At 43.0% G+C, this 15,310-nt stretch carries 18 protein-coding genes and 1 riboswitch; of the genes, 16 read left to right on the top strand and 2 right to left on the bottom strand.

Going from position 1 to position 15,310, the window contains the following annotated elements; genetic code table 11:
* The first annotated feature begins 19 nt into the window (after window positions 1-19).
* The 9 genes from racE to yidD are packed head-to-tail and all read left to right on the top strand — an operon-like array spanning window position 20 to window position 5,703.
* Window positions 20-814 carry a glutamate racemase gene (gene racE / locus ADG03_RS04525; protein ID WP_049472068.1) on the top strand — a complete coding sequence of 265 codons (795 nt, stop codon included), beginning with the start codon at window positions 20-22 and terminating at the stop codon, window positions 812-814.
* Window positions 811-1,791 carry a nucleoside-triphosphate diphosphatase gene (locus ADG03_RS04520; RefSeq protein WP_049472069.1) on the top strand — a complete coding sequence of 327 codons (981 nt, stop codon included), beginning with the start codon at window positions 811-813 and terminating at the stop codon, window positions 1,789-1,791. Before racE ends, ADG03_RS04520 begins: the two co-directional genes overlap by 4 nt.
* Entirely contained in the window at window positions 1,764-2,285 is a 522-nt protein-coding gene (locus ADG03_RS04515; protein WP_049472070.1) for a metallophosphoesterase, read from the top strand. The genes ADG03_RS04520 and ADG03_RS04515 overlap by 28 nt, the downstream gene beginning before the upstream one ends.
* A complete protein-coding gene (cbpB, locus tag ADG03_RS04510; protein ID WP_045759761.1) occupies window positions 2,282-2,743 on the top strand; it encodes a cyclic-di-AMP-binding protein CbpB in 462 nt (153 codons plus the stop codon). The genes ADG03_RS04515 and cbpB overlap by 4 nt, the downstream gene beginning before the upstream one ends.
* Window positions 2,740-3,471 carry a site-specific tyrosine recombinase XerD gene (gene xerD, locus ADG03_RS04505; RefSeq protein ID WP_049472071.1) on the top strand — a complete coding sequence of 244 codons (732 nt, stop codon included), beginning with the start codon at window positions 2,740-2,742 and terminating at the stop codon, window positions 3,469-3,471. Before cbpB ends, xerD begins: the two co-directional genes overlap by 4 nt.
* A complete protein-coding gene (locus tag ADG03_RS04500) occupies window positions 3,471-4,190 on the top strand; it encodes a segregation/condensation protein A (RefSeq protein ID WP_049472072.1) in 720 nt (239 codons plus the stop codon). Before xerD ends, ADG03_RS04500 begins: the two co-directional genes overlap by 1 nt.
* Window positions 4,174-4,743 (top strand): SMC-Scp complex subunit ScpB, encoded by a 570-nt coding sequence (gene scpB / locus ADG03_RS04495; protein ID WP_009731504.1) that lies wholly within the window; start codon window positions 4,174-4,176, stop codon window positions 4,741-4,743. The genes ADG03_RS04500 and scpB overlap by 17 nt, the downstream gene beginning before the upstream one ends.
* Complete coding sequence (locus ADG03_RS04490; protein WP_049472073.1) at window positions 4,733-5,464, top strand: pseudouridine synthase; 732 nt, start codon at window positions 4,733-4,735, stop codon at window positions 5,462-5,464. Before scpB ends, ADG03_RS04490 begins: the two co-directional genes overlap by 11 nt.
* Window positions 5,461-5,703 carry a membrane protein insertion efficiency factor YidD gene (yidD, locus tag ADG03_RS04485; RefSeq protein WP_049472074.1) on the top strand — a complete coding sequence of 81 codons (243 nt, stop codon included), beginning with the start codon at window positions 5,461-5,463 and terminating at the stop codon, window positions 5,701-5,703. The genes ADG03_RS04490 and yidD overlap by 4 nt, the downstream gene beginning before the upstream one ends.
* A gap of 223 nt (window positions 5,704-5,926) precedes the next feature.
* Here the strand turns inward: yidD and ADG03_RS04480 are convergent, their stop codons facing one another.
* Both ADG03_RS04480 and trkA read right to left on the bottom strand, forming a co-directional pair.
* The gene (locus ADG03_RS04480) at window positions 5,927-7,366 is read right to left on the bottom strand and encodes a TrkH family potassium uptake protein (RefSeq protein ID WP_024055210.1); all 1,440 of its coding nucleotides are present in this window, start codon (window positions 7,364-7,366) and stop codon (window positions 5,927-5,929) included.
* Window positions 7,367-7,371: 5 nt separating this feature from the next.
* Complete coding sequence (trkA, locus tag ADG03_RS04475; protein ID WP_003008340.1) at window positions 7,372-8,727, bottom strand: Trk system potassium transporter TrkA; 1,356 nt, start codon at window positions 8,725-8,727, stop codon at window positions 7,372-7,374.
* A gap of 333 nt (window positions 8,728-9,060) precedes the next feature.
* On the opposite strand from trkA, the gene ADG03_RS04470 reads away from it, so the two are divergent.
* From ADG03_RS04470 to ADG03_RS04440, 7 genes are all read left to right on the top strand, one after another.
* On the top strand, window positions 9,061-9,603 hold the full coding sequence (locus tag ADG03_RS04470) for a tRNA (cytidine(34)-2'-O)-methyltransferase (protein WP_003005113.1): 543 nt from the start codon (window positions 9,061-9,063) through the stop codon (window positions 9,601-9,603).
* 80 nt (window positions 9,604-9,683) lie between these two features.
* Window positions 9,684-9,918: riboswitch (FMN riboswitch) on the top strand.
* Window positions 9,919-10,119: 201 nt separating this feature from the next.
* Window positions 10,120-10,692 carry an ECF transporter S component gene (locus ADG03_RS04465; RefSeq protein WP_480992729.1) on the top strand — a complete coding sequence of 191 codons (573 nt, stop codon included), beginning with the start codon at window positions 10,120-10,122 and terminating at the stop codon, window positions 10,690-10,692.
* Window positions 10,682-11,332: a phosphatase PAP2 family protein gene (locus tag ADG03_RS04460; protein ID WP_049472289.1), complete on the top strand. Its 651-nt coding sequence runs from the start codon at window positions 10,682-10,684 to the stop codon at window positions 11,330-11,332. The genes ADG03_RS04465 and ADG03_RS04460 overlap by 11 nt, the downstream gene beginning before the upstream one ends.
* Before the next feature lie 53 nt (window positions 11,333-11,385).
* Window positions 11,386-12,345 (top strand): tRNA modification radical SAM protein MnmL/YtqA, encoded by a 960-nt coding sequence (gene mnmL, locus ADG03_RS04455; protein WP_152902918.1) that lies wholly within the window; start codon window positions 11,386-11,388, stop codon window positions 12,343-12,345.
* Window positions 12,329-12,886, top strand: coding sequence for a tRNA 5-(aminomethyl)-2-thiouridylate-methyltransferase MnmM (mnmM, locus tag ADG03_RS04450; RefSeq protein ID WP_049472293.1), 558 nt, complete (start codon window positions 12,329-12,331; stop codon window positions 12,884-12,886). Before mnmL ends, mnmM begins: the two co-directional genes overlap by 17 nt.
* A complete protein-coding gene (locus ADG03_RS04445; protein WP_023918874.1) occupies window positions 12,879-13,133 on the top strand; it encodes a hypothetical protein in 255 nt (84 codons plus the stop codon). Before mnmM ends, ADG03_RS04445 begins: the two co-directional genes overlap by 8 nt.
* Before the next feature lie 12 nt (window positions 13,134-13,145).
* A complete protein-coding gene (locus tag ADG03_RS04440; RefSeq protein WP_049472296.1) occupies window positions 13,146-15,200 on the top strand; it encodes a cation:proton antiporter in 2,055 nt (684 codons plus the stop codon).
* The last annotated feature ends 110 nt before the right edge of the window (window positions 15,201-15,310 follow it).

Below are 15,310 nucleotides of genomic sequence, written 5' to 3'. Positions count from 1 at the left end.
CCTTTTGGAAGGAAGAGATATGGATAACCGACCGATTGGTTTTTTAGATTCTGGAGTAGGGGGCCTGACTGTTGTCCGCGAATTGCTCCGTCAGCTTCCTCACGAAGATGTCGTCTATATTGGAGATTCAGCGCGTGCACCTTATGGTCCTAGACCAGCAGACCAAATTCGCGAGTATACTTGGCAGATGGTGAACTTCCTTCTGACCAAAAATGTCAAGATGATTGTTTTAGCTTGTAATACAGCGACTGCAGTGGTTTGGGAAGAAGTCAAGGAAAAACTTGATATTCCTGTTTTAGGAGTGATCTTGCCCGGAGCTTCTGCAGCCATTAAATCAACGACCCATCAAAAAATTGGGGTCATTGGGACACCGATGACAGTTTCTTCTGGAATTTATAAAGAGAAGATTCAAAGTCTGGCACCAGATATGAAAGTCACCAGTTTAGCTTGTCCCAAGTTTGTTCCTTTAGTGGAATCAAACGAATTGGCATCCAGTGTGACCAAAAAGGTGGTTTACGAAACCCTAAAACCACTAGTTGGAAAGGTTGATACCTTAGTCTTGGGATGTACCCATTATCCTCTGTTAAAACCGATTATTCAAAATGTGATGGGACCGGATGTCAAATTGATTGATAGTGGAGCGGAGTGTGTTCGGGATATTTCCGTCTTATTAAACTATTTTGAGCTCAATAAGAGCCGCGAACTCTTAGAGAAGACCCACCGCTTTTATACCACTGCAAATGCTAATAGCTTTGCAGCGATTGCCGAAAAATGGCTAGAACGTTCAGTGAATGTGGAGCACGTAAATTTATGAGTGACAAACTATTTGAATACAAAGATTCCCAAGATTGGTATATTGCCCAATGGGGAGAAGATGCAGACTACAACCAATTTAGTCAAGTTCCTGCGGAAGCTTCCACTCTTTTAGACCAGCTGGAACTTCTCTTTGCCAAGGATCCTGAAGGATTTCCTCTCAATCTATCGGTGATGCGCTATGGATCAGCCTTTCGTTTCCTAACCTTTTTGACTGAAATCATGAATGAAGTCAAGGGAAGATCTTTTGAAATTATTCAGCGTCAAGGAGCCTTGCTCTTGGTTGAAAAAGGGAAATTGCTCTATTTGCATTTGCCAAGTGATGGGCTGGATTTGGAAGCCTTTTTGGGTCAAGACAAGGTCAAAGATACGATTCTTATTGCGACTCGAAATGAGGGAAAAACCAAAGAATTCCGTAACATGTTTGAAAAGCTGGGCTTTGAAGTGGAAAACCTCAATCAGTATCCAGAGCTTCCAGAAGTCGAAGAAACAGGGATGACCTTTGAAGAGAATGCCCGCCTAAAAGCTGAAACCATTGCAGAGCTAACTGGGAAAACAGTCTTAGCGGATGATTCAGGTTTGAAGGTAGATATCTTGGGTGGCTTACCAGGAGTTTGGTCCGCTCGCTTTGCGGGAGTTGGTGCGACAGATGCGGAAAATAATGCGAAATTGTTGCACGAATTGGCCATGGTCTTTGACTTGAAAGACCGTTCAGCCCAGTTCCATACGACCTTGGTGGTCGCAAGGCCAGGCAAGGAAAGCTTGGTGGTTGAAGCTGATTGGCCAGGGTATATTAATTTTGAACCTAAGGGTGAAAACGGGTTTGGCTATGATCCACTCTTCTTAGTTGGGGAAACGGGCCGTGCTGCTGCGGAATTAACACTTGAAGAAAAAAATACACAATCGCATCGTGCTTTAGCTGTTAAAAAGTTATTGGAGGTATTTCCATCATGGCAAAGCAAACAATCATCGTTATGAGTGACTCGCATGGAGACCGCTCCATTGTTGAAGCTATTAAAGAAAAATACCTAGGCCAGGTCGATGGGATCTTTCACAATGGGGATTCTGAACTAAAAAGTGATGATCCTGTCTGGGAAGGGATTCACGTTGTCCAAGGAAACATGGATTTTTATGATGGCTATCCAGAACGCTTGGTGACCCAACTAGGGCCAACACGAATCATCCAGACCCATGGGCATCTCTTCCAGATCAATTTTAGTTTTCAAAAATTGGATCTGTGGGCCCAAGAGGAAGAAGCAGATATCTGTCTTTACGGCCACCTTCATATCCCAGATGCTTGGAAGGAAGGAAGAACCCTCTTTGTGAATCCTGGATCCGTTAGTCAGCCACGCGGTCTGATTCGAGAGTGTCTCTATGCTAAAATTGAGATAGATGATTCTAACTTCAAGGTAGAGTATTATACGCGAGATCATGAGTTGTATCCTGAATTGACAAAGGAGTTTAGCAGATGATAGCAAAGGAATTTGAACGTTTCTTGCTGGCGCAGGAAGAAACGTTCTTAACTCCGGCCAAAAATTTAGCGGTCTTGATTGATAACCACAATGTAGACCATGCTGTCTTGTTGTTGAGCCAGATTAGCTATAGTCGTATTCCGGTAGTGACGGATGAACGCAAGTTTGTGGGGACGATCTCCCTAACGGATATTCTATCTTATCAATTGAAACACGAGATTCCTGAGGAGACTTTTGCCTCGATGGATATCGTAGACGTTGCAAAGAAGGAGGTCGGGGTCATCGGCTTAGACTTCAATTTGACAGAAGTCCTTCACAAGTTAGTGGATGACTCCTTCCTTTCTGTGGTGGATGAAGAAGGCTATTTCCAAGGGATTATTACACGGAAATCGATTCTTAAAGCCATCAATTCGCTCATGCATGATTTTTCAAATGAATACGAGATGATTCCAAAATGAAAGAATTTATTGCAAGTTTTATTGATCAAAAAGAATTAAGTGAAAATTCTCAGTCTGCCTATTTCTATGATTTGGATCAGTTTATTGAGTCGATCCATGGAAAAGTGACACCGACAAATTTGAGAATTTACCAAGCTTCGATTAAAGATTTTAAACCAGCGGTTCAAAAACGAAAATTATCTGCCGTCAACCAATTTTTATATTATTTGTATCAAGAACGCTTTATTTCTGAATACCATCGTTTGGTATTGCCTAAAATTCAACCGGCCAAGACCCATGATCGGGAATTGTTGGATCTGACCCATTTTTGGGAAAAATCAACCAACCCTCAGGGACGCTTGATGGCCTTGTTGATTCTGGAGATGGGCTTATTGCCAAGTGAGATCCTCCAAGTCAAGGTCGAAGATATTCAGCTGGACTTTCATGTCATTCGAGTGGGCAAAGATGGCCAAAAACGGGTTTTAAAGGTTCCAGAGCCGTTACTGGATGAATTGCAACTCTTCCTAGATGGTATTTATCTCTTTGATAATAAAGGAAAATGCTACTCCCGTCAGTGGGGATTCCGACAATTAGAAGCCTTCTTGATCGAAAAAGGCAATCAAGACCTTTCGGCGCAATCGATTCGTGAGCAATATATTTTGAAACAACGTGAACTCGGTGTGGATCTCTTTAGTATTGCGCGTGAATTGGGCCTAAAAACCATGGTGACATTAGAAAAATATAAATAATGGATATTAAAATTAAAGATTTTGAAGGGCCTTTGGACCTCTTGCTCCACTTGGTCTCTAAATACCAGATGGATATTTATGAGGTCCCCTTGATTGAGGTGATCGAACAGTATCTGGCTTATCTGGCGACTCTCCAGGCGATGAAACTAGAGGTAGCAGGGGAATACATGCTGATGGCTAGTCAACTAACCTTGATCAAGAGTCGAAGACTTCTTCCTAAGGTTGCAGAGGAGATGGATGAAGCAGAGGATCTCGAGCAGGACCTCCTTTCTCAATTGGAAGAGTACCGTACTTACAAGCAATTAGGAGAGTTGATGGCCTCGCAGCACGAGGAGCGCGCCCTCTATTATTCGAAACCAAAGATGGAATTGGTCTATGACGATACCGAATTACTTCATGATCGCACCACGGTGGATCTCTTCTTGGCTTTCTCAAAACTATTGACGAAGAAAAAAGAAGAATTCCGCCAGAACCATACAACCATTGTCAAGGATGAATACAAGATTGAGGATCTGATGGACCAGCTGCGTCACCGATTCCACGATCGCTCACAAGTTCTCTTACAGGACTTGTTTCTAGAAGCAGCGGATCTCCAAGAGGTCATTACCCTATTTCTTGCAACCCTTGAATTGATCAAGATCCAAGAGGTCACAGTGGTACAGGATACGGCTTTCGGAGAAATTTACTTAAATAGGATTGAACATGAGCAAATTAGCTGAAATTGAAGCACTCTTATTTGTAGCGGGTGAAGAGGGAATTACTGCCAGACAAATCGCAGATCTTCTCTCTTTACCCCCAACAGGTGTGGTGCAAAGTTTAGAAAAATTAAGCCAAAAATACCAGGAGGACACAGATACCAGTCTGTGTTTGATGGAGACAGCTTCCCGTTATAAATTGGTGACAAAGGCAGACTACGCTTCGGTTTTACGAGACTATTCTAGAACGCCCATGAACCAAAGTTTGTCTCGGGCTGCCCTCGAAACCTTGTCAATCATTGCTTATAAGCAACCGATCACCCGCGTGGAGGTCGATGATATTCGGGGTGTCAATTCCAGCGGTGCCATTACCAAACTACTGTCATTTGATCTGATCCGCGAAGACGGAAAAAAAGAAGTCCTCGGGCGTCCTAATTTGTATGTCACGACGGAGTATTTTTTGGATTATATGGGGATCAATCATTTGGAGGAATTGCCAAAGGTTGAGGAAGTGGACATCGATCCAGAAGAAGGTCAATTATTTTCAGAGAGAACAGAGGAACTAGATGAGAATTAACAAATATATTGCCCATGCAGGCGTGGCTAGTCGTCGCAAGGCCGAAGAACTGATCAAGCAAGGCTTGGTGACGGTCAATGGCCAAGTTGTGCGTGAATTAGCGACTATCATTAAAACCGGTGATCAGGTTGAAGTAGAAGGGACTCCAATCTATAACGAAGAAAAGGTCTATTATCTTTTAAATAAGCCACGTGGCGTCATCTCTAGTGTATCAGATGATAAAGGGCGGACAACAGTCGTTGACCTTTTATCTCAAGTACCAGAGCGCATCTACCCAGTGGGACGTTTGGACTGGGATACATCTGGTGTCTTGATTTTGACCAATGATGGTGATTTTACAGATGAGATGATTCACCCGCGCAATGAAATTGATAAGGTCTATGTGGCGCGTGTCAAAGGGATTGCCAATAAGGAAAACTTGCGTCCCTTGACGCGAGGGGTGACCATTGATGGAAAGAAAACCAAGCCAGCGACTTACGAGATCTTAAAAGTGGATGTCGAAAAGAACCGTTCAGTGGTTCAGTTGACCATTCATGAAGGGCGTAACCACCAGGTTAAAAAGATGTTTGAAGCTGTGGGACTTTTAGTGGATAAACTCTCTCGGATCCAATTTGGAAATTTGGACGTCTCAGGACTACGTCCGGGTGAATACCGTCGCTTGAATAAAAAAGAAATCAGCCAGTTGCACAATCTAGCAGTGACTAAATCTAAAAAAGCATGAAAATAATCCTGATTGCGCTGGTCAGAGGCTATCAAAAATGGATTTCTCCCCTATTTTCGCCTTCTTGTCGCTTTCAACCGACCTGTTCCAATTATATGATCCAAGCGATTGAACGTTTTGGTGTGAAAGGTGTCTTGATGGGGATTGCGAGGATTCTACGTTGCCATCCTGGAACCAAAGCAGGACCGGACCCCTTGCCAGACCATTTTAGTCTGAAGCGAAATGAAGAATCAAAATAGGACGATCGCAAATAAACAGAAACGAGGCTGGGACAAAAGTCCTAGCCTCTCAATTATTTTTGGATTGTCGAGCAAGACGCAGTGGTTGAGTGGGCTCTACTACGCTAATTTCATCAGCTTTTACAGCCCTACTCAACTGTGCGGAGGTGGGACGACGAAATCGAATTCTAACGAATTACCGATTTCTGTCCCACTCTCGTTGATTTTGTACTAGAGTTGTCTATCAGCGTTTAGACCATGTTTTAGGGAGGAAGAGAAGAATCATTGGATAGATTTCAAGCCGTCCGGCAATCATGGCTAAGGAAAGTAATAGTTTTGAAATCGGACTAAAGATGGAAAAGGTTTGACCTGTTCCAATCATAGGTCCAATGTTGTTGAAACAACTAAAGACAGCACTGACAACCGTCATGAAGTTATTATTGTCTAGACTGACTACAAAGAGTAAGCCGATCGTGATAAAACTGTATATTGTAAAGTACTTGAGGATCTGATGCTGTGTATCCTTATCTAATACCGTATCATTGACATGCAAGGTTAGAACGCGATTCGGAGACAAGGTCGAAAGAACCTGATTTTTTGCGATTCGCCATAAGGTCAAGCACCGAATGACTTTAAGGCCCCCAGCGGTCGATCCAGCAGAACCACCGATGACCATCAGCATCAAGAGGATGAACTGAGAAAAGAGAGGCCATTTTTCCGTCGTTCCATAACCAAAACCGGTAGTGGTGATGATATTGGAAACTTGGAAGAAAGAAATTTCAAAACTCTTAGCGACATTGGCATAGAGATGAAGGACATTGTAAGCGATCAAGACACTGGACACGAGGACGATGGTGATATAGGTCCGCAATTCCTCATCTTTAAAGAAGGCCTTGAATTTTCGGATCATGAGGAAGTAGTAGAGGTTAAAGTTAACCCCGAAGACTAAAACCCCGATACTGACCAAATAGGTGATTAAACTACTATTGTAGTGGGCAATTCCGTCGTTAAAAACGGTAAAGCCCCCGGTTCCAGCCGTCCCCATGGCGATGACAAAACTATCATAAAGGGGCATGCCGGCAAGGAAATAAAGAACCACAAAAAGGAAGAACAAGCCCAAGTACAAGAAGTAGAGGATTTGAGCTGTGTTTTTTAATTTGGAAACGACCTTCCCAAAAACTGGACCAGGAACTTCTGCCTTCATGACTTCAAGGTGGCTGTTCTTGTTATTGTCCATAATTGCAAGGGCGAAGACCAATACTCCCATCCCCCCAATCAAGTGGGTAAAACTGCGCCAAAAGAGGAGAGAATGGGTGAGGACACCCACATCATCTAATATCGTTGCCCCTGTTGTTGTAAAGCCAGAGCTGACTTCAAAGAAGGCATCGATAATGTTGGGAATTTGTCCCGAAAAGACAAAGGGAAGGGCGCCAAAGAAGGACCAGAGGATCCAACAGAGGGCTACAATCAGGACTCCTTCTTTAGCATAAATGTGAAAGTCCTTTGGTTTGTGAAAACTACCAAGTAGCCCCAGCCCAAGTAAGATGGCCATGGTTGCCCCAATAGAGACAAAGACCTTGGCAGGTTCCTGATAGATCGTAGCGACGACTAAGGGAACGATCAGGAGAGCTGCCTCGATTAAGAGGAGCTTGGACAAGAGGTAACGAATCATGCTTCTATTCATCAGGCTTACCTCTCAAGTAGATCGTAGATTTTTGTGACATTTTGAATCAAGGTGGTTACGATAATCCGATCTCCTACCATCAAACGGTCATCTCCATTTGGGAAAATAGCTTTGCCGTCTCGAATAATGGCAGCGATCAAGACGCCTTTTTTCAATTTCAATTCAGAGAGGGGATATTGGGTTAGTTTATTGTCTTCCTTAATTTGGAACTGCAAGGTTTCAATCCGGCCGTTTGCGACATGGTGCAAGGCTTCTAGGTTTGAGAACTGTGCATTGTAGCGTCCACGAATAAAGTGCATAATGGTATCTACAGCGATGCGTTTTGGCGTAACGATACTGGTCATATCTTGATCGCCAATGATCTCCAACAGACTAGTTCGGTTGACCTTGGTAATGTTCTTTTTGACTCCGACAGAATTTAAGAACATGGAGGTGATGATGTTTTCTTCATCGACCCCTGTCAAAGTAGCCACAGCATCGAAGTTATTGGCACTCTCTTCTAAAAGAATGTCTTTAGCAGTTCCGTCTCCATGGACGACATAGAGATCAGGAAATTCCTGACTAAAGAATTCCGCCCGTTCGCGATTGACCTCTAAGACCTTGAGATCGATCTTGCGGCGCACATCTTGAAGAATATTGAGTAAGTAGTAGGCAATTTTTCCAGCACCAATGATCATCATGCTTTTAATGACCTGAGGGCGAACATTGTTGTGGAAGAGAACGACCTCGATCCGATTACCTGTTACGAAAATCTTGTCTTGAGGTTGTAAGACAAAGTCTCCGTTTGGAATGGTGAGTTCGTTGCCACGCTCGATTGCACAAACAATGACATTTCCGTATTTCTTCCGGAATTGGGATAGACTCATATTGCAGAGATTGCTATCTGGCTTGATCTTAAATTCCATCAAGGCTACCCGACCATTGGCAAAATGCTCCACAGAAAGGGCATTTGGGAAGTCAATGATATTGGCAATATAGCGAGCTGTCAGCAATTCCGGATTGACGACTAGGGAGAAGCCCAAGATATTTTTTTCCTTGAAGTAGGAATTGGAATATTCCGGATTCCGCACCCGAACGATAGTCTCTTTGGCTCCCATTTTTTTAGCCAAAACAGCAGAGACCATGTTAACCTCGTCGTACTCGGTCATGGAAATGAAGATGTCGCAGTCTTCAACATCTGCTTGCTCCAAGATCTTGAAGTTTGCCCCATTTCCTAAAATTCCAATGATATCAAACCGTTTGGTAATATGGTTAAGAACGGATTCGTCTTTTTCGATCAAAATAACATCGTGGTTTTCAGCAACGAGGGAACGACAAAGGGCCGTTCCGACCTTTCCTCCACCAACAACAATAATTTTCATAGATTACCTCCAGAGTATGCTTCTATCATACTCTATTTTCAAGAAAAATTCATCTATTTTAAGGACTTTCTGGAGGAATCTTACCAAGCTAAGAACAAGTGGGAAAAATTGTCAAAATAGAAGAATGAGGAGGGATCGAAAACTTTGATAAAGTTTCTTAAAAAAATCTAAAAAAACTATTGACAGGAGCTTCAAAAGTGATATACTTAAAAAGTACCTTCGTTGATTTACCTCAAACCTGTTGTGAGTTAAGTTAATGAAGCTGTAACCACGCTGTTTGCTGAGCTTGACTCCGGGCAGTGTGGCTATTTTTTTATCAGAAAGAGATCGAGTATGAATATTGAAGAACTAGACTACCAAGAGTCAGCGGCTCAAAATCACATCGTCTTGTTCCAACCTCAGATTCCACAAAATACGGGAAATATTGCACGGACTTGTGCGGCGACTAATTCTCCCTTGCATATCATTCGCCCCATGGCTTTTCCGATCGATGATCGCAAAATGAAGCGAGCAGGACTCGATTATTGGGACAAGCTGGATGTCCGTTTTTATGATAGCCTAGAAGAGTTTATGGAAGCAGCGAGCGACGGTCAGGTGCACTTAGTGTCCAAGTTTGCAAATCAGACCTATTCGGACGTTTCTTATCAGGATGGGAAGTCCCATTATTTCTTGTTTGGACGCGAGGATAAAGGTTTGCCGGAAGATTTTATGCGCCAGCACGAAGAGAAGGCCATTCGCATTCCGATGAATGATGAGCATGTCCGTAGTTTAAATGTCTCCAATACCGTCTGCATGATTGTTTATGAGGCGCTCCGCCAGCAAGGTTTTAAGGGGCTGGAGTTGAGCCATCGTTATGAGCATGACAAGCTCAAATAAGAACGAAAAATTAAAAGACGAACGGTGTAATCTATCAAGTTACAAAAACTTGCCTTGGCAAGTTTTTTTTGTTATGATTAAGAAGTCTTCAGGGCAGGGTGAGATTCCCGACCGGCGGTGACTTTTACTAGGAAATGTTCTTTTCCTTTTATACTTTGTTGCCAAGCTTTGCTTAACGAGAAGTTATGACCACAGCTTGTCGTATCGTTTAAAAGAAAAATCTCCATTTCCATACTCTAAAAGAAGTCCGCGAGCGCAAGCTGATGTGGTGTGACTCCACAACCGACAGTATAGTCTGGATGGGAGAAGACGAGAGACGAATAGACTGACAGCTATTCTGATCTGTTTAGAGCTGATGCATAGGAATAAGACGTTAGGTGCTATGATTGACTAGCGGTATTTTCAATGGGGACCAGCTAAAGTGACTAGAATGTTCTCTAGTTTAAGCTTTGTTTAAATAGTTTAGAGTAGAATGATGGGGTAGACGTCTTTCCAGCTTCTCTAATTTTTAAAAAATTGGAGGAACCTGTTATGACAAATACACGTAAACTGACCCTAGTGGCTGTTTTATCCGCATTATCTTTTATTTTGATGTTCTATCAATTTTCTTTCTTGATAGATTTCTTCAAAATTGATTTGAGTATCATCGCCATTTTGTTGGCTTTGGTCTTGTTGGATTTTAAAAGTGCTGTTTGGGTGACCTTGATCCGATCTGTTCTTAAATTAGCTCTTAATAATAAGGGGCTTGAAACCTTGATCGGACTACCAATCAATATCATTGGAGTTCTTGTTTTTGTTCTTGCTTTTGCATGGATTTGGAACAAGGAACGGACCCATGGCCGATTTGTCCTAGCTACGATTATTGGAACGATCAGCTTGAGTATCACGATGGTATTGGTGAACTATGTCTATGCAATCCCTTTGTATGCTCGCTTTATGAACTATGATATTTCGAAAACACTAGGGCTTGTCCACTATTTAGCCGCAATGGTTGCACCGTTTAACCTGATCGAAGGAGTGATTTGGGCCATCGCATTTGGATTGATCTACACTCTTTTGCAACCGATTTTGAAAAAATATGAAAAATAAACAACAACATTGGGCGAAGGCAAGCTTCGCCCTTCTCATTTTTGTCATTCTCGGGTATGTGATTCGTTTCTACCCGCAACAATTAACGGGCTTTGACAGCGCGCTTCAATCTACTATTCGAGGCGATCTGCCTGCACCACTGACAGCCTTCTTTACCAAGGTAACCCATGTCATGGATACCAAGATCATTGTCATCTGGGTGGGTCTTTTGCTAGCTGTCTTTGCCTGTAAGAAATGGTACAGCGAAGCCCTCTTTCTGGGGAGCAATCTGGTATTGACTGGTCTTTTGGTTCTTCTTCTAAAGAATATCTACCAGAGACCGAGACCAAGTATTCTTCATCTAGTAGAGGAAAAAGGCTTTTCTTTCCCGAGTGGTCATTCACTGGCGTCTACCCTTGTTTTGGGAAGCTTAATCATTATTATCTACCAGCATTTAAAACATAAAACTGCCCGCTATTGTCTTCAAGGCTTGCTGGTTCTGGGAATTGTGACCATTGTGGTCTCCCGTATTTATGTCGGGGTCCACTATCCATCAGACGTTCTTGGCAGTATGATTTTGGGCCTTGCTGTCTTGCAATTTGAGTACCCCTTGTACGATCGCTTGCGGTTTCAATGGCGCTTTACAGGGAAGCAAAAATAACTAACAACTAGGAGTTGGACTCGTGTTTTGAGTTCGACTCTTTTTTTGCTATAATGAAGGGTATGAAATCCTACAATACCTTGAATGATTATTATCGAACCTTATTTGGAGAAAAGACCTTTAAAGTCCCTATTGATGCAGGCTTTGATTGTCCTAATCGTGACGGAACAGTCGCCCATGGTGGCTGTACTTTTTGCACGGTCTCAGGTTCAGGAGATGCCATTGTGGCCCCAGAAGCTCCGATTCGAGAACAATTTTACAAAGAGATTGATTTTATGCATCGGAAATGGCCGGATGTGAAGAAGTACCTGGTCTATTTTCAAAATTTCACCAATACCCATGATAAGGTGGACGTCATTCGAGAGCGTTATGAGCAGGCCATCAATGAACCAGGAGTAGTAGGAATCAACATCGGTACGCGTCCGGATTGTTTACCAGATGATACCTTGGCCTATCTAGCAGAGCTGACCGAGCGCATGCATGTGACGATTGAGCTGGGGCTTCAGACGACTTATGAAGCGACGTCTCAATTAATCAATCGGGCCCATAGTTATGACCTCTACGTTGAAACAGTCAAGCGGATTCGCCAACAGGTGCCTAAGGCTGAGATCGTATCTCATTTGATCAATGGCCTTCCAGGGGAAACACATGAGATGATGGTGGAAAATGTTCGCCGTTGTGTGACCGATAATGAAATTGATGGCATCAAGTTGCATCTCTTGCATTTGATGACCAATACACGCATGCAACGAGACTATCATGAAGGGCGCCTCCAACTCATGAGCCAGGAAGAATATGTCAAGGTCATCTGTGACCAGTTGGAGATTATCCCCAAACATATCGTCATCCATCGGATTACAGGGGACGCACCACGGGATATGTTGATTGGCCCTATGTGGAGCCTCAACAAATGGGAAGTCCTAAACGCTATTGAAATTGAAATGCGTCGTCGTGGAAGTACCCAAGGATGTAAGCTAGAAGAAAAGGAGAGTGCTGATGTTACGACCGCTTGAAATGGCCCATCAATTTTTAGCAGAAGTCATCACCAAAGAAGATGTCGTGGTAGATGCCACCATGGGAAATGGACATGATACGGCCTTTTTAGCCAAACTAGCAGGCCAGGTCTATGCCTTTGATATTCAAGAACAGGCCCTTGTAAATACCCAAGAAAGATTGGAAAAGTTGGGACTTCAGCATGTCCGGTTGATTTTGGATGGTCACCAGCATGTGGACCAATATGTGGAGACCCTCAAAGCAGCTATTTTCAATCTGGGGTATCTGCCATCTGCGGATAAATCGGTGATTACTCTTCCAGCTACCACTATTGAAGCGATGGAAAAAATCTGTGCTCGCCTAGAAAAAGGTGGACGAATGGCTATTATGATCTATTATGGTCATGAAGGGGGAGACATCGAGCGCGATGCAGTGCTGGACTTTGTCAGCCAGCTCCCACAAAAAGACTATACAGCGACCATCTACCGGACACTGAATCAAGTGAATCAGCCACCGTTTTTGGTCATGATCGAAAAATTAGAAAGCTACCGTCATGGATAAAGAATATTTAAAGAATAAAATCGAAGGATTGAGACACCATTTTGTCGAATCAACCATCCACGAGCGTGCAATAGGTTTTTATGATGAAGCTCATATGACTAAAAAGATGCTTAAAATAAAAAAGAAATTGGTTTCGCTTGAGATGGAACGGTGCCAAAAGAAGATTGAGCACAAGGATGTAACCAAGACAGACCAAAAGATTGCGGAGTTAAAACAGCAATTTGAGACCTGCTGCCAAGAACGCTAGGGAGGGAGTGATATGGAACTACTCCTTTATGCAGTGATCTTTTCGATGATTTTGATCGTCTCAAATGCCACGAATAAACTTGTGCCGAACCTTCCTCTGCCCTTGATTCAAATCTTACTAGGGATCGTTTGGGCCCTCTTTGTGCCAGAAGAAAATTTTCATCTGGATACTGAGCTTTTTCTGGCCTTGGTCATTGGCCCTCTTTTATTTCGAGAGGCAGAAGAAGCAGATATTACTTCCGTCTTAAAGCACTGGCGGGTCATCCTCTATTTGATTTTCCCAGTGATTTTTATCTCAACCATTAGTTTGGGCTGGGCAGCTCACTCCTTGTGGCTGAGCCTTCCTTTAGCAGCCTGTATGGCCGTAGGGGCAGCTCTAGGTCCAACAGACTTAGTAGCTTTTGCTTCCCTGTCTGAGCGCTTTACCTTTCCAAAGCGGGTTTCGAATATCTTAAAAGGAGAAGGGTTACTAAATGATGCCTCAGGTCTAGTTGCCTTTCGAGTGGCCTTGGCAGCCCTTGCGACCGGAAGTTTCTCCCTTGGAGAAGCAGGGATTTCCTTAGGAATCTCCATCATTGGAGGATTTGCAGTGGGGATCTTGACGGCCTTTGTGAACCGTTGGCTGCAAACCTTACTCTTGAGTGTTCGCGCTAGTGATATTGCCAGTGAATTGTTATTAGAATTGAGTCTCCCGTTATTGACTTTTTTCTTAGCAGAAGAACTCCATGTGTCTGGTATCATCGCTGTGGTTGTGTCAGGGATCCTAAAAGCCAGTCGCTTTAAGCACATTACCCTTCTTGAAGCCCGAGTGGATACTGTGAGCCATACCGTCTGGAATACGGTCAACTTTATCTTAAATGGGTCAGTCTTTGTGATTTTGGGAATGGAACTAGAAATGATCGCTAAGCCCATCTTAAGTAGTCCTATTTACAACAATCTTCTTTTAGTTCTTTCTGTCTTTCTTTTGACAACCTTGCTCTTTTTAATTCGTTTTGTCATGGTTTACCTCTTTTATTGGTTTCGAACGGTTCGACTAAAAAAATCATTGAGAAATTATCTGAAAGATGCCTTATTGCTGACCTTTTCGGGTGTGAAGGGAACAGTTTCGATTGCGACGATCCTTTTGATTCCAACCAAAATCGAAAAAGAATACCCCGTCCTACTCTTTTTAGTGGCAGGAGTTACCCTTGTCAGCTTTATTGCTGGCTTAGTGGTGCTTCCAAAATTATCAGAAGATAAGGAAGAAACCAATAACTACCTGATGCAGATCGCGATTTTAAATGATGTCGTCATGGAATTAGAAGCAGACCTAAAGAATAGTAAGCACAAGGGGCCCTTGTATGCGGCGATTGATAACTATCATGGTCGGATTGAAAATTTGATTCTAAGCCAAGAAAATAAGCTCATTCAAAAGGACTGGGAACAGCTGAAGCTCTTGATTTTGAGTATTGAAAGTGACGGCTTGGAACAAGCCTACGAAGAAGGAAAGATGCGCGAGCGGGGCTACCGTGTCTACCAACGCTATCTTCGTAATATGGAGCAACGGGTCAATCGCAACCTTTCGTCTCGTCTAACATACTACCTCTTGGTTTCTTTCCGCATCTTGCGTTTGCTGGTCCATGAAATCCTAACACTAGGTTCTGGCTTTCGAACTTGGTGGAACCGAGAAGATAGAAAGTTAGAAGCCATTGATTATGACCAGATTGCGGCCCTTTATTTGGCCAATACGGAAATCATCATTGAAAGTTTGGAAGACCTCAAAGGGGTTTATCGGAGCAGTTTGATCTCTTACCTGCAAGAATCTCGTCTGAGAGAGACAGCCATTATTACTAGTGGAGCCTTTGTGGAGCGGGTTATTAACCGGGTGAAACCAAATAATATCGATGAAATGTTGAGAGGCTATTATTTGGAGCGTAAGATTATTTTTGAATACGAAGCGCAACACCTGATTACCGCCAAGCAAGCGCGTCGCATGCGTCAAAATGTCAATGAATTAGAAAGCTACTCCCTAAGAGAAAGTGCCAATACTCTTCCATACGATATGATCGAGTATGCACAAAATCGATAAGCGTAAAAGTGCTAAGATGAAAATCTTAGCACTTTCAGATTGAAGAAAAAGTCATATAAAAAACTTTCCTTAGGTGAGTACGGACGTCAGCGAACTTCTTTGAAGTTCCA

The sequence above is a fragment of the Streptococcus parasanguinis genome, assembly GCF_001069785.1.
Lineage (GTDB): Bacteria > Bacillota > Bacilli > Lactobacillales > Streptococcaceae > Streptococcus > Streptococcus parasanguinis_T.
Note: the sequence above shows the minus strand (reverse complement) of the source record. Positions and strands in the feature narration are given on the sequence as shown.